The organism is Aminipila sp. (assembly GCF_032051575.1).
Taxonomy (GTDB): Bacteria; Bacillota; Clostridia; order Peptostreptococcales; family Anaerovoracaceae; genus Aminipila.
On record NZ_DAMBYD010000004.1, the window covers coordinates 183,883 to 199,181 of the forward strand.

The following is a 15,299-nucleotide window of genomic DNA, read 5'->3' on the forward strand; positions in this document are numbered from 1 at the left end:
CTTTGGATAAAATGAATATCGAAGTTTGACAATTAATTAGTATTGTGATAGATTATAACCATACAGTTAAACCAAATGGTTGAAAATAATTAGGACGGTGATAAATCAAGATGAACGAAAAAGAAGTAAAGAAAGATATATTAAACGCAGCTACAAATGTGTTTATTAATAAAGGTAAGAGCGGAGCTAGAATGCAGGAAATTGCCGACGAAGCGGGAGTCAACAAAATGCTTCTTCATTATTACTTTAAAAGCAAAGACGTATTGTTTCATGAAGTTCTGAAAAACACTTTGACAGAGCTTTATTATTCTGTTTTTAAAATAATCCTTAAAGAAAAGAGCTTTAAAGACAACCTTGCTGTATTTATTGATAAGCATTTTGAATTTTTATATGAAAAAAGAAATATTCTAGGCTTTATTTCATGGGAATTTCGAAACAGTGAAAAAGAAATGAAGGAAATGCTAACAAGTGTATTTGAGAAAATTGGGGATGGTCCTATGAATGTTTTTGGGGATAAGCTGCAGGAGGCCACGAAGAATGGAGAAATAAGGCAAATCAATGTAAAAGATTTCATATTAAACCTTTATAGTTTGAATGCGTTTTTCTTTATTGCTCTTCCTTTTATTCGATTATGTGAAAATACTGATGAAAAGGATTTACAGGAATTATTTGAAAATAGAAAAAAAGAGATATTTCGCTTACTTTGGAATGATATCAAAGCTTAAGTATTACAAATTCAAAAAATGTTCGAATTAAGGAGGGAGATTATGAAGATATTAGCTATAAATTCAAGCTTTAGGGGTGCAAAAGGATTTTCACATTTTTTAATTACTAAAATATTTGAAGGTGCTAAGCAACAAGGGGCAGAATGTGAGGTCATCAATCTTTCAGAATTCAAAATGAATCATTGTATTGACTGCCAGACCTGTCAGCAACCGGAGCACTATCTAAAATGTGTTTTTGATGATAAAGATGATATTACAATGATTTTCAATAAAATGAGAGAAGCAGACATTATCATATATTCAACGCCTGTATATGTTTTTGAAATGTCTAGTTTATTGAAAACGCTATTTGAGAGAAATTACAGTACTGCAAAAATCGCAGAATTCAATTTAACAAAAAGCGGACTGTTTTTTCATCATGTAGATAAGAATATTTGCCAGAAACCTTTTGTTACACTTGTAGTTTGTGACAATTTAGAAAATGAAACACCCAAAAATATAATTTCTTTTTTTAAAACTTATGCAAAATTCATGGATGCTGAAATCGCAGGTATGCTTGTTCGGAAATCAGCAGGAATGTTTGGGTTCAATTGTAAAGAAGAAAATAAAAACCCTGTCGTTTTAAGTGTATATGATTCATACATACAAGCGGGTCGAGAACTTGCTATTTCAGGAAAAATAAGTAAGCAAACGCAGAAAAAAACTAACCAACCAATGATTAGAATACCTTTCTTTGTGAAGATTATGTTGAAACTTGGTTTTGGAAGGAAAAAGGTTCTGGAAGCACATAATAATATGATGCAAGTTATTATTCAAAGATCTTAGATTATTAATGAAAGATTGACTTCTTGTTGTGGAGTAATAGATATGCATTGTTTTAGCCATAGATTTGTTTCCAGAACAAAACTTAGAGGTAGTTTGTTTGTTGGAGAAGATGTCTTCCTCTATTTTTGTTGTTACTCATTAAATTATGTGATAATATAAAAGAACAAACGTTTAAATTAGTAATATATTTGAATAAAGACATTAAGACGAAAGAAATTATATTCTCTGTTAAATGAAAAGTAACCACTAAACTTAAATAATTATCGCAGAAAGAATTCTGTACTTCCCATTATGTTTAGACAGTGAATTGCGCAGTACATAGATAACACGCACTTCGTTTATTATTACTAAAAATAGATGATAGACAAAAGTGAGTTGCAAGTATTTTATATCATAGGAGGTAAAGAATGAAAATCAGAACAAAGCGAATCCTTATGCTGTTGCTTTTGTTTGCGAGCGTTATTTGGGATTGTTTGTGCGTATTGAATGTATTGCCACTGGGTCTTTTTACTGTTTCAGTCGTAGCAGTCGGGGGCTATTCATTTATGGTAATCTTCGTGCCCTTGTTTTTTCCTAACAGCGCTCAGGCAAGGGAAAATTCAACATACATACATGACCTCACAAAACGAGAAAGACAAATGTCGGGCGCGACGATTGGTCTTGCATTCGCATGGATTGTAACATTAATTGCCTGCATTGTGTACCCACTTTAAGTGTTAGATTATGAGAAAACTTAGAAGCTAGGGGACAAATGTGAGCGTTACATTATGTTTAAGACGTATAAAACTTTGAGATTATCAAATTGTATATTTATACCCTTACACTATAGTTTATATTATAATTAAGAGGTGATTAAATGAACTTAAAAAAACTTTTTAAAAATCAGGATACAATAATAGCGATTCTATTAATTGCTATTATTATTATCAGTGCTTTATTTATTCAATATTACATACATGTTAATTATGTTATAAATCATAACATTTATACAAATTTAATAATTAATGAACATGCCTTAAACGAAATAAATGATAAATTGATAAATTGTAAAAATAAAGACGAACTTAATGAGGTATTTCAAGACAATAGATATTATTTAGTTATGAATGCTTCAAATACAAAAAAATATCAGCATATAAGTAAAAGGTTTCAATATATTGATATTCATGAATTAGAATTATATATACAAGCACTAACAGCGACAGAATTATCTGATGAAGAATTTCAATTTCATAAAAATAACATACAGAACATTTGTAATTTATGGTCACATTTAACAATAGATGATGATTGGTTTAAAGCAAATTCGAATTTAAAAGAAGTTTTAAAAGAAACAAATAATCTTTCAAAAAAAGGTTATGAAAGACTATGGATGTAATAAAAAACAGTCTTAGTTAGTTGAATTATGGTATCCAATTATTTATATAATTTGGCGGTAGAACAGACAAAATTTATTACACATAACAAAGGAGAATAATCAAAATGGAAAACTGGTTTACACTCGATCGAATTGATGTAGATACTCACATTATTAGCGAATATCGCCATTGGGAAGAAACGCACTGCTACTTGCTTGAAGGTAGGGAGCGGTGTTTGCTCATTGACACAGGACTGGGCATATGCAATATTGCTGAAGAAGTGAAGAAACTGACGGACAAGCCGGTGGCTGCCGTGGCGACACATATTCATTGGGATCATATTGGCGGGCACGAATACTACCCAGAGTTTTATGCCCATGAGGCGGAATTAAACTGGCTGAACGGTGAGTTTCCCCTGTCGATGGATACTATCCGGGGTATGGTTATAGACCGTTGCGATTTGCCGGAGGGTTATGACGTCAACAATTATAAGTTCTTTCAGGGAACACCGACGCGGGTACTACACGATGGCGACACCATCAATCTGGGCGGACGCGTAATCACTGCACTGCAAACACCGGGACACTCTCCGGGGCATCTATGTTTTTGGGAACCGCAACGAGGATACTTATTTACCGGCGATCTTGTCTACAAGGACACGCTGTTTGCGTACTACCCTTCAACCGACCCTCAGGCATATCTTACGTCTCTTGAGAAAATTGCATCGCTGCCCGTGAAAGGAGTATTTCCAGCTCATCACAGCTTGGACATTCAGCCGGAAATTCTGATCCGCATGCGAGACGCTTTTCGACAATTGAACGTTGATGGTAGATTACATCACGGTAGCGGTACTTTTAATTATGGCGATTGGGCGGTCTGGCTGTGATGATAGAAATTCCACATGTTAAAATGCATTGCTTGTGCAACGATAGAACATATGATAATTATTAGGCACAAAAGTAAATGGAGGTGCTTAAACATGTTCGGTGAAAATTTAAAAACAATTAGAAACCAAAAAGGAATGTCACAGGAAACTCTGGCACAGCAATTAAATGTTGTACGCCAGACAATATCAAAATGGGAAAAAGGTTTATCCGTTCCAGATGCTGAAATGCTTACGCGTATTTCTGATTTATTTGAAATACCAGTAAGTCAGCTATTAGGTGTAAAGATTGAAGCTGAAAAGAATACAAATGAGGTGGCTGCACAATTGGCGATACTAAATGAGCAGTTAGCTAATAAAAGCAGGCGAAATAAGAATATTTTTAAAATAGCATTGAGGATTATTGCGGTATTCGTGATTGCTTATATTGTATTTGCTGTGGCAGCACATGTCACATTGAAAAATAATCGTTCCGATACCCAAACCACCACACTAATTTGCACAATGGATAATGAAGAATATACATATGCAATCACATATGATGAACAATATCAGATTATAGAAGCAGGGGGAAATGCATTTATAGCTGACCATGTTGAAACAGAAAAGTATGACGACGCAAATATACTAATAGCACAAATAGAGGATTATTTTGGGGAACATGGTGGAACTTGTGAACGTGTAGAAAACCATTAGGGTTATTTGGAAATAAAAGGGAGGACTATAAAAGTGAAAAATTTTTTAGTTAGTTTTATGATTGTAATATTAATTTTGATGATGCCTGGTTGGGGTTGTATGGCATCGGCTACGACAACAACAGATTCTAAAACATTGGGGGGGAATAACACTACTGCTACTTCTTCTGAAAATCAAGGAATTACCTTTAGGTCTGACAGTTATATGATGGATTTTCCAGAATCTCAGATAGAAGCTATAGTGTATACTTTCCCTGATGGGACTAAAACTTTTAATACAGATGGAAATGCAAAAACAGCAGTTATGATTAATGGCACATTTACACCTGATATAGAAGTGAAAATTATTGATAAGGTATTAATGGTACCAATAAAAAATATATGTGATAAGTTAGAGATTAAAGCGAATTTAACGGACAAAAATAACAAAATTACGATTGAAAATAAGAATAAGAATTTGACGATTACTTTCAAAGTAAACGATGCCGTTGCACTTGTAAATAATGAAAAAATCACGATGGAATCATCGCCTCAACTTGTGGACAATACCATATATGTACCATGGATGTCTATATACGATAAATTAAATATAACGACTAAATATTATAATCCGGCTAGCTCACATTTATTTTCATTAAATGCGCTTATTACAATTGATCAAGAGTCAAATCAACCTTATATGTCAAAAGACGAAGCATTTAAATATTTAAAAGATAATCTAAATGCAGCCTCTACTCATTTTAAGGAGAATTTTAAAAAACTTTATAACCCGGATAATGATAGGTTAAATTCCACGGAAAAAGAATTGAAAGAAAATATAAGTAATGTAAAATTTGTTAGCAGTATTTCTAAATATTACATATTTAGAGGTCACTATTATACAATGTTTGTAGATAAGTATAACAAGGATGTATATTTTAATATTCCAGCTATAGCATCCAGAACTATAAAAAAAATAAACTTTGATGATCCTACACTTTTTGAATATAGTTATATGGTTGATTAAATAGCAAAGCGGATGAAAGTACTGTTTTAAAATATGTAATTTATAATTATGTGTTTTAAAACAGTGCTTTTTTATTGGGAAAATGACATAGCATGTCGAACTATGTCGGAAAAGAGAAAAAGACAAGAGGGGAAAAAGTAGAATAATGGAAGTATACTTATAATAAGGAAGAATTTAAGAACAGATTACAAATTTTAGCAATTAATAACTGAAATATACACATTAACCAAGTAGTTGGATGAGTGTATAGGTTCATGTAATAGCAATAATGCACACTTAGATAATTAGATAGTGTGGCTATAATGTGAGACTGAAATCAAGAAATATAGAGAAACAGAAGTAAAATAATTTTATAAATAATTTAGCTTAAAAATAATATGGATAATTAAGGAGCAAAGAAATGAACAGTAATTTAACTTGGTTGCATCTATCTGATATACATTTTAGTTTTCAAAATTTTGATACTTTAAGGATGAGAGACAGATTATTAGCTAAATTAGATGAGATTACAAGAGAAAATACTATTAATTTTATCGTTGTAACAGGAGATTTATCTTATCAAGGGAAAATAGATAGAAAAGGATTATCAACCTTTTTTGATGAAGTTCTATTAAAAACTCGTTTAAATAAAGATTTTCTATATATTGTACCTGGCAATCATGATGTCCATAGAAGTTCTCCAAGAACAGCAATGCTTAAAACATTCTTAGATGATTCATCAGAATTTGATGATGATATGGAAACCTCTTTGTTAGAAGGTCAATCAGATTTTTTTGAATTTTATAAAGAATATATAGGATTGGATTACCCAAAGGGGCAAATTCATTGGGTACAAAAAAATAAAAGTTATAACTTGTTAGGATTAAACACGGCATTAACCTGTGGAAGAGACAAAGAAGAAGGTTCGTTAAAAATTAATTCCACTAAACTTTTTATGGCTTTAAAAGAAGTGGAAAAATTGCCAGTTCTCAACATAGCAATCGGTCATCATGGTCTTGATTGTTTTAATCAGAAAGATTTGCAGGATACAATTAATCAATTTATTGATTATAATATAGACGTTTATTTATGTGGACATATCCATAAGGCAGCATACACTATTAGTACAGATGGAAATAGAAACATACCAACGCTTACTTGCGGAGCTACGGTAGTAGATGAATATAGCAATGCATATTTTATAGTGGAATCTTTCGATGGTCAAAAAAATTTATCTTCAAAGTGTTATTTATGGGATTTGTCCAATCAACAATGGGTAATAGATAATTCGATAAATAGAAAAAACAGTAAAAATGGTGTAACACAGTTCCAACTTGAAAGATTTTTAGAACAATCGGAAGATGAAGATATTTATATAAATAACGATATTTTCAGGGACTTTATCATAGAATTTCATCAGAATTTTGATACAAAAAAAGAGAGAAACAACGAATTATTTACAAAAGATATAACTGAAAAATTTGTTAATATGAGATGTAATAGTAGTATGGTTAAACAATATGACATGTTGAGTTTATATTTTCCTGTTATTTCACAAGTAATGTGTAGCACAGCTTTTTTGTCTGCTAAAAGCAAATTAATTATTTCAAGTGTTATTATTGAGTCTTATAATAATAATTTTGATTTATATGATACAGGACATAAGATATTAGAGGCTATGGTTCAAGAGATCTTTGTTAATTATAAAAATAAAATAAAATATACAGAGTATAATTTAAAATTATACATAAAGACGCTATGCTATTGGCTGATATATGAGTGTGATATCTTTGATGACAAAAAGGAGTAATGAATGGATATTTATAAAATCAATAAGTTTCAGGCAAAATATGAAAATCCAATATACGTAGGTAAACTCCTACATGGATTATTAAACAAGCCTATGATAATAGATTCTTTGTTCCAAAAGTTTGAGAAGACAACCGGAGAGGTGATTTCTTGGGAATATGAACAAATCCTTTTATTATCACTTTGCTTTATGTATTCAATAGGAATGATAGAGAATGTAGATAATAAAATTAGGAGGTGTGAAAAGTGAAATTTATTAGTTTAACAGTTACAAGTCTCGCAAATAAATCAGTAAAAAATTACTTTGAATTTAATCCTGTTGGACTAAATTTAATATTAGGTGAAAGAAATGATAATCACGATGAAACTAATGGAGTTGGTAAAACTGCTTTAGTCGAAAGCATTCAGTATTGCTTAGGTGCAAATCTTCCTAAATCATTTAAAGGTAAGAGTAATTTAGAAAAAGAGGATATTTTTGTAGTACTAAATATTGAATATAATGAAAAGCAATCAATGATTGGCAGAAGATTATGCGATGATAGTTTTGCTTATATTTCTGATTCAGGAATAATTGAATATGAGTTATTCTTATGGGAATCATTAACCAAAGATGATTTTAGGAAATACATTCAGAATATTATATACTCTGGATTCAAAGATATTAATATAGCAACAGCTCCTTCTTTTTCCGCTATAAGAGAATACATTATTAGAGACGAAAAAGAGGGCTTTACTGGTATAAAAATAAAAAATAGAAATGCAACAAGCGTAAATCAAATTTTATCTTTTTTGGCTTTGATTCCTTGCAACTATGAAAGTAATATTTTGCAACAAAAAAATGTAATTAAGGATTTGGATAAACAATTAAAAGATATAAAAGAAATAGGAAAAGAAATCAAAAGAATTAAACTATCACATCAAAAAACATTAGATGACATTGATTCTTTAAAAAGTATACTTAGCAATGCTGATGTTGCAGAAAAGCTAAATAATGATGAAAATCAATATTATGAATTGAAATCACGGATAAATAATTTATATTTGCAAATTAGAAAGTTAGAGTTTGCTCAAAAACAACATTATGCTAATATTAAAGATTTAGAAAATAATTTAAGCAAAATAAAAGAATTTATTGGGCTTGAAGATTTCTATAAACAGACAATTGGTTATTTCCCAGATGCAATTATAAAAAATTATAAAGAAGTGTATGATTATTATCAATTTATGATTGGAAACAGGGGGGAATATATTAGAAAACAACTTCAAAAAATTGAAGCTAATTTAGAGCTATTAAACAAAGAACGAGACAGACTTTTAGGAGAATTATCTCAGAACACGCACTTTGCCAAAAACTCAAACTTAGTAAGAGATCTCCAAGAGATTAGCAATCAAATAGCTGAAAAATATAAAGAAATTGCTGAATATAATTATAAAATTGAATTATATTCCAAGAAAGCTGATATAGAAAAAGACAGAAAAAAGCAACTTGGGATATTGGAAGTTTTAACTGAAAAATATAAACAGGATTATATTTTTCATTCAATGCAAACAGAAAACATAGTCAATCATTTTCACATGTTAAATAATAAATTATATGAAACACAGGGTGAATTAATTTTTGGATTTGAGGAAAGTTTAAAAGCAAATGCTAAAACTGGAAGAATTAAAATTAATTGTTCAATTGAAGATGAGGATGCTCACGGAAGATATTACATGAAAATAAATATGTTTGATTTATCATTGATGCTAAATAGAGTAGATAAAGAACAGGGGTTAACTTTTTTATTCCATGATGGTTCTTATAGTAAGCCTGCTCCATCGGTTAAGGAAAAAGTATTAACCTATGTTGATTCTTATTTGAAAGAAAAAAATATAGGTCAATATTTTGTTACCATTAATGTTGAGGAACTTTCTTCTGAAGCATTAAGTTATTTTACAAAAAATAAAAATGTGGTTATTAGACTACAGAGAACTGACGATAATACTGAGAGATTTATGGGATTAAAATATTAATATAATTTAAAAACGTAGATTTTAAATTATAAGTTGTTGAATTCTAGCAAAAATAATAGAGCTAAATTTTTTCACTCAAAAAGTATAGAAGATTGGAGAGGCAATATGGGGAATACAAAATTCGAAGAGTGTTATCTGTGTAGCAGGAAAGAGATTATTTCTGTAGAAAAATTACAAGGTATACATGAAAAACAAGATAATGAATACGATGATGAATATTACGGTGATTTCTTTTGCCCGGAATGTTTTATAGCGCAGTTATCATTCCATCCTAATGCAAAAACTCCACATTTTAAAACAAAGCCATCAGCAAAACACGAATCAGATTGTTCTTATAATTTTAAATCTGCAACCAAAAAAGAGATGGACGATTATTGTAATGACATACGTAATCACGATTCAATAAATCGAAAGCTAAAGTCTTGTTTAGAGCTATTAAATAAAATACAAAAAAGGCAGAGAACAACACAACCACTAGGAGAAAAAGATAACAATGATAGATGTAATTATTTTACTTTTGGTGAAGGAGAAACTCGCAGAAGTATCAGAAGAAAAAGATTATCCGTGGCATTGAATGAAGAAGATGATTACAATACCCCTATGATATTCTATGGAACTGTATTTGCTAAATGGGATTTGCGAAATGATAATGTGAAGTATTTAAGGTTACAAAATACTAAAACAGACAAATATATTTGTTCAATCGCAGTATCAAATAACATTTATTCTCATGTAGATGAGAGTATGAAATTTGATAATAAGAGAAAATGTGATATTGCATTTATTACTTCAATGGTTAGAAAGGGTAATTTCAATAACTGCTCTATAAGTTATTCAACTGAGCTGATAGTATCTAGTGTATTAACTTGACCTGTTACAATAGGGTAGTAAAACCAATTACTGCCATAATAGTTTATGCTATCACATGATGAAATCAATATTAAAAATACTATAGATAATATCCATTATAAGGAATCTTCTTATGGTTTATGCAGAGTCTAGAATGAGCATTTGAACCTGATATAAACGATGAATGCCATTGCTTTGTAAATCTTTAGCTCTATTTTTATAAAGTACATGTGGCTGTATCGAAGCGGAGACGATGGCAAATCTGCTATCATACTGTATGACTACCAGCCTTCACGCAGCGGCGAAAATGCTGCAAATTACCTAAAGGGTTTTAGCGGCTACGTCCACTGTGACGGATACTCCGGTTACAACAAGCTTCCGGAAATCACAAGATGTGGCTGCTGGGCACACCTCAGGCGAAAGTTTGTAGAAGCAATCCCTCAGAAGAAGGCCAAAGGTGCATTGCAGACAACTGCAGAAATCGGAAGAGATTACTGCAACAGCCTGTTTAACATCGAAGACTCTCTAAAGGACCTCAGTCCCAAGGAGCGTTACTTAAAGCGCCTGGAACTGGAAAAACAGGTATTAGAGGCCTTTTGGTCATGGCTTGAAAAAAATGTATTAAGTGGCTCTGCACTGTACAAAGCTGTGACATATGCAAGAAATCAAAAGCCTTTTATGGAGAATTATCTTCTAGATGGAAGGCTCTCAATATCAAACAATGCTGCAGAGAATGCAATCAGGCCTTTTACAGTAGGCAGAAAAAACTGGTTGTTTTGTGATACTCCAAAGGGAGCTGATGCATCAGCTGCTGTATATAGCATAGTTGAAACGGCTAAGGCAAGCGGCCTGAATGTCAGAGCATATCTTGAATATTTGCTTCAGTACATGCCTGATACAAACTGGCGCTGCCAACCGGGACTATTGGATTTATTAATGCCGTGGTCAAGTCAGGTTCAAGAGGCCTGCGGCAAATAAATATTCTAACAAAGTTATTGCTCGGAGGTAAGGCACTCTGTTATTGAGCGCTTACAATAAAATTGGAGTTTTTTTAAATGAATTAATTATATAAATAAGGAGTTATATCAATAATGCAGTATAACAATGAAACAAATAATAATAGTGACATAGCTGATGAGTTAAATAAAATACAAATTCAGCAATTACATAATGCAACTCTAAATTTTAGTAATAATAGCCTTGAGACGAAAAAATTATGTATTACAGTAGAAGTTGCAGTATTCACCTTGTTAACAGCAATTTACAAAGAAGAATCATCCTATTCAAAGCTAATTGATGCAGTTCGATTTTTTGGTATATTGGTACCGAGTCTTTTTTACATAGTCGATGTAGTTTTATATTTTTACCAAGATAGATTAAGAGAAAAAATGGTTATAGAAGGAAATGAAATACGAAAAAGATATAAGTTAACGGAAAAAGTTATAAATAAGAATAAGCATAGGGTGAGAAAATCATTTTTTAATGGGTCTCAGATTATGTATTTCGGTTTAGTTATTATTGCAGTCCTATTTCCGCTAGTTTTGACAGCATAAGGGGGATTTACAATTGGATAAAGTCAATGTTTTTCTTAGTTACACTTTGCGTGGAAATGATGTGGATTATTTAATACTTAAAAAAATAAAAGAACGATTGGAGATTTTAGAATGGTTATATGTTTATATTGATATTTTGGATAATGATAGTATTAATCATCAGGAGCGAGTATTTGAAGAATTAAATAGAGCAAATATTGTGTGTATTATCCAATCAACACAGATTAATAATTCTATTTGGGTCCAAAAAGAACTAAAACATGCAAAACAGAAAAAAATACCTATTTTATGGTTATCTAATCAAGATATCCATGAGATATTAGAGATAACATCTTATGAAGGATTACTACAAAGCCTAGTTCTTAAAAAGATTCTAGAAAAATCATATTGTTAAAAATGAATATAGTAAACTTGCCATTAGGCTAATAATACAGAGTAGGTTATAAGATAGTAAGCTAAATTGGGATTTATTAATGCAATTATTAGTACAAACAAAGTTATATATTAAATTGAAATATTATGTGAGGTAATAGAAGGAATGGAGACATATTCCAAAGAGATGATTGAAGAAGCCAAAGATAAAATAAAACTGTTAATTGATATTGTACATAATCTTGAAGATGTGTTTAAGGGAAGGCACTTTACTTTAGATGGGCATTTAGTAGGTTCAATTGGTGAGGTTATGGCAGTCTATTATTATGGGATATCATTATATGAGGCTTCAGCTCCAGTACATGATGGCAAATCACCTGATGGAAGAGAAGTTCAAATAAAAATCACTCAAGCAGATAGCATATTAATTGGTGATTCACCAGACTATTTAATTGCATTTCACATGGATAGAGAAACAGGTGATATAGAAGAAATCTATAACGGACCTGGTGCTGTGCCATTTACTAAGGCATATCATTATCAGAAACATAACAACAGGTATATGAGGGTATCTATGCTATGTAAGGAGGATAAAAAAGTTGTGGAGTCTGAACGTATTCCAATGCTACATAAAATTAAAAAGTATCAAATTAATTTGCAGAAAGCAAGAAATATAAATAAGAAGACAACAATTACAGGATATATAAACAAAAATCAACAAAAGAATTTAGGAATTATAGGAAATAAAGGAACTTTAAAGGGTCAAAGGTTATATAAAATGTGTTGTATGAATTGTGGTTTTGAATATGAGGCAAATGGCTGTGATATTTGGCTTAGGAGATGCCCTTCATGTCAAAATAAGTAAGCTAAATTGGGATTTGAGATTGACTAAGGTTTCAGATATGCGAAATTGGGATTACTGCTGATGATAGTAATAGTATAAAGTAACTAAGGTAAAAAATACAAAGCAGTGAAGTGATATATTTTAGAAATAACAACATAAATGGAGGCTGTTTCAATGGATAAAGCACATGAACACTTAATAGAAGATTGGGTTAAATCACGAGAAATACATAGGAGAGAAATGTTAGAAAAGTTTCTGGATATTGTTATAAATTGAAAAGTGAGGTATAGATTTGTTTTATAAAGGTTTCAACAAAAACCTTCAAGGTTATAATAATTATCAATTTTCTGTTGGTGAAACATATTCTACAGATAACAATGATACTTGGTTATGGTTTCATTATACTAAATATGTAAGTTCTACAATAATTTATTTTGACAAAGATATCCGCATTTGTGAAGTTGAGCCTGTTGGTAAAACTAGTTTCTTTAAAGATTCAACTGATGGTTATAAAAAAGGGTATTATACAACAAATAAGTTGAAAATAACTAGGGAATTATCCAAAAGTGAAATATTTGATTCCTTATATAAAGAAAAATGTAGGTATTATCTTGTGCAAAAGTTAAATCCACCAATTAATATATTAATAAGATATAAAAGTAAAATACGTGGTAGTAGTTATTGTAGTAAAATTATTCAAAGAGCCGATTTAAGGTCAGAAGAAAAGAAGTTAGTGATACCAAAATGTTGGCATAAATATATTTAGAATGTATTAGATGAAAAAGAAAATTATTTCTAGGCAACTTCACATTATCCATATAATATATATCTGTTATATTTAAATTTGGTAATAAGATAGAAAGCTAAATTGGGATTTGGTTATTTTGAATTTTGACTGATAGTAATAATTATAATGACTTAAACGATTGTGGTTGATGGAGGTAAAAATGAAAGGAAAGGATATTTTTTATAATTATATTGATGAAAGTGAAACTAAATTAAAAGACCATACTGCATTAAAAGACCATACTGCTAGAGTAGTAAAAATGTGTGAAAAATTCAGTGAAAAGCTAGATTTAAATGGCGAAAGAAAAGAATTATTGATAGATGCTGCTTGGTTACATGATATTGCTAAATTTAATAATAAAAAGCAGCACAATGAAGAAAAGTATATTAGGGCTGCTGTTATAAAGGTATCAGAAGATAAAGAACTATCCGCTATATGTGAAATTATAAAAGCACACAAGGGCGATTTTGAACCTTGCAAAGAGTATGAGTTAGAAGCTGCTATATTGAGAATATGTGACAAACTAGATAAATTTAAAAAGGGACAAGACGATGCATATAAAAAATGTAGAGAATCAATGGAAGAAATAAAAGAAATAATACCCGAATTACCAATTGAGTTTGAAAAAACTTATAATTCTTTCATGAAACAAGAAGGTTATTATTTATAGATATTTGCGATTGAAACCAGTCAAGATATGAAAGATTATACAAAGTAGTTACATTTTTACTTGGTTTAAGCTAGGAAGCTAAATTGGTATTTGATGATTGGCTTAGTTTCTACTAATAGTAATTATGAGATGTAGTAAAGCAAGAGTTTGAGATTGAGTAATAAAATTAATTGTATTTTAGGAGATGGGTATAAGATAGTGATTATATAATTCATATACTGATTAGTTGTGCAGGTGAAGGAATAATAATAAAGCTTTAGAAGGGTAGCAATAGAGAGATGAGTGAAAAAAATTTGCGGCAGGGTCAAGCACTAGCAATGCAATGGGTTATATATGCACTTCAAAAATTGAATTTAGATATAAAGAATAATGGTGGAGTTAGTAAAGCTTTAAGAGGAGATGCAAAATCTGCATCTGGAAGTAATGATTTAGACGTTTTGTCAATAGGATGTGATTACGTAGTGAATTTTATTTTACCTTTTGCTCTTGAACTTGCACTAAAATCTTTACTATTAAAAGAAGGTCAAAATGCTGACAGAATTCATGGATTAATAAATTTATACAATAATCTTCCTGAATCAACAAGAAATGCTCTAGAAGATAACTATTTTAAGGAACAAAATGTTAAAAGCATTACAATTGAAAAGTTACTAGATAATCATAAGGATGATTTTATCAACTGGCGTTATCTAGATAATTCCGAATCACTTAAAAAAAATGAAAAAGAAATGCAGCTAGCATTATGCTCCATACTGGATATTTGTAATTCATAGTACTTATAAAGTATTGGAATTGGTTATAAGATAGTAAGCTAAATTGGGATTTGATGATTGGCTTAGGTTCCAGTGATAATAGCTAGCAGTAATAAGATGAGGTGGATTTATAAGACAAGCAATAGCAGATACATTAGGTAGCACCTATGAGCAAGCTT

At 30.6% G+C, this 15,299-nt stretch carries 18 protein-coding genes; all 18 read left to right on the top strand.

Annotated elements, in window-relative coordinates:
• Positions 1-110 precede the first annotated feature (110 nt).
• The 18 genes from RTW14_RS06900 to RTW14_RS06985 all read left to right on the top strand — a co-directional run bounded on the left by RTW14_RS06900 (position 111) and on the right by RTW14_RS06985 (position 15,141).
• Positions 111-725, top strand: a complete 615-nt coding sequence (locus RTW14_RS06900; RefSeq protein ID WP_312648972.1) for a TetR/AcrR family transcriptional regulator — start codon at positions 111-113, stop codon at positions 723-725.
• Between the two features lie 42 nt (positions 726-767).
• The gene (locus RTW14_RS06905; RefSeq protein WP_312648973.1) at positions 768-1,550 is read left to right on the top strand and encodes a flavodoxin family protein; all 783 of its coding nucleotides are present in this window, start codon (positions 768-770) and stop codon (positions 1,548-1,550) included.
• A gap of 407 nt (positions 1,551-1,957) precedes the next feature.
• Positions 1,958-2,263: a hypothetical protein gene (locus tag RTW14_RS06910; protein ID WP_312648974.1), complete on the top strand. Its 306-nt coding sequence runs from the start codon at positions 1,958-1,960 to the stop codon at positions 2,261-2,263.
• A 143-nt stretch (positions 2,264-2,406) separates the two neighbouring features.
• The gene (locus RTW14_RS06915) at positions 2,407-2,928 is read left to right on the top strand and encodes a hypothetical protein (RefSeq protein WP_312648975.1); all 522 of its coding nucleotides are present in this window, start codon (positions 2,407-2,409) and stop codon (positions 2,926-2,928) included.
• A gap of 104 nt (positions 2,929-3,032) precedes the next feature.
• Positions 3,033-3,794 (top strand): MBL fold metallo-hydrolase, encoded by a 762-nt coding sequence (locus RTW14_RS06920; RefSeq protein ID WP_312648976.1) that lies wholly within the window; start codon positions 3,033-3,035, stop codon positions 3,792-3,794.
• Positions 3,795-3,887: 93 nt separating this feature from the next.
• Positions 3,888-4,487: a helix-turn-helix domain-containing protein gene (locus RTW14_RS06925; protein ID WP_312648977.1), complete on the top strand. Its 600-nt coding sequence runs from the start codon at positions 3,888-3,890 to the stop codon at positions 4,485-4,487.
• A 33-nt stretch (positions 4,488-4,520) separates the two neighbouring features.
• Entirely contained in the window at positions 4,521-5,492 is a 972-nt protein-coding gene (locus RTW14_RS06930) for a copper amine oxidase N-terminal domain-containing protein (RefSeq protein WP_312648978.1), read from the top strand.
• A 400-nt stretch (positions 5,493-5,892) separates the two neighbouring features.
• On the top strand, positions 5,893-7,281 hold the full coding sequence (locus RTW14_RS06935) for a metallophosphoesterase family protein (protein WP_312648979.1): 1,389 nt from the start codon (positions 5,893-5,895) through the stop codon (positions 7,279-7,281).
• A 3-nt stretch (positions 7,282-7,284) separates the two neighbouring features.
• A complete protein-coding gene (locus RTW14_RS06940) occupies positions 7,285-7,530 on the top strand; it encodes an ABC-three component system middle component 6 (protein ID WP_312648980.1) in 246 nt (81 codons plus the stop codon).
• Entirely contained in the window at positions 7,527-9,293 is a 1,767-nt protein-coding gene (locus RTW14_RS06945) for a DUF2326 domain-containing protein (protein WP_312648981.1), read from the top strand. The genes RTW14_RS06940 and RTW14_RS06945 overlap by 4 nt, the downstream gene beginning before the upstream one ends.
• A gap of 105 nt (positions 9,294-9,398) precedes the next feature.
• Positions 9,399-10,163 carry a hypothetical protein gene (locus RTW14_RS06950; protein WP_312648982.1) on the top strand — a complete coding sequence of 255 codons (765 nt, stop codon included), beginning with the start codon at positions 9,399-9,401 and terminating at the stop codon, positions 10,161-10,163.
• Positions 10,164-10,370: 207 nt separating this feature from the next.
• Positions 10,371-11,120 (top strand): IS66 family transposase, encoded by a 750-nt coding sequence (tnpC, locus tag RTW14_RS06955; RefSeq protein WP_312648983.1) that lies wholly within the window; start codon positions 10,371-10,373, stop codon positions 11,118-11,120.
• A 113-nt stretch (positions 11,121-11,233) separates the two neighbouring features.
• Positions 11,234-11,695 (top strand): hypothetical protein, encoded by a 462-nt coding sequence (locus RTW14_RS06960; RefSeq protein WP_312648984.1) that lies wholly within the window; start codon positions 11,234-11,236, stop codon positions 11,693-11,695.
• 13 nt (positions 11,696-11,708) lie between these two features.
• Positions 11,709-12,089, top strand: coding sequence for a hypothetical protein (locus RTW14_RS06965; RefSeq protein ID WP_312648985.1), 381 nt, complete (start codon positions 11,709-11,711; stop codon positions 12,087-12,089).
• 144 nt (positions 12,090-12,233) lie between these two features.
• On the top strand, positions 12,234-12,932 hold the full coding sequence (locus tag RTW14_RS06970; protein WP_312648986.1) for a DUF6998 domain-containing protein: 699 nt from the start codon (positions 12,234-12,236) through the stop codon (positions 12,930-12,932).
• Positions 12,933-13,203: 271 nt separating this feature from the next.
• Positions 13,204-13,677 carry a DUF7666 domain-containing protein gene (locus RTW14_RS06975; protein WP_312648987.1) on the top strand — a complete coding sequence of 158 codons (474 nt, stop codon included), beginning with the start codon at positions 13,204-13,206 and terminating at the stop codon, positions 13,675-13,677.
• Positions 13,678-13,858: 181 nt separating this feature from the next.
• A complete protein-coding gene (locus RTW14_RS06980; protein ID WP_312648988.1) occupies positions 13,859-14,368 on the top strand; it encodes an HD domain-containing protein in 510 nt (169 codons plus the stop codon).
• Between the two features lie 278 nt (positions 14,369-14,646).
• Positions 14,647-15,141 carry a HEPN domain-containing protein gene (locus tag RTW14_RS06985; protein WP_312648989.1) on the top strand — a complete coding sequence of 165 codons (495 nt, stop codon included), beginning with the start codon at positions 14,647-14,649 and terminating at the stop codon, positions 15,139-15,141.
• Positions 15,142-15,299 lie beyond the last annotated feature (158 nt).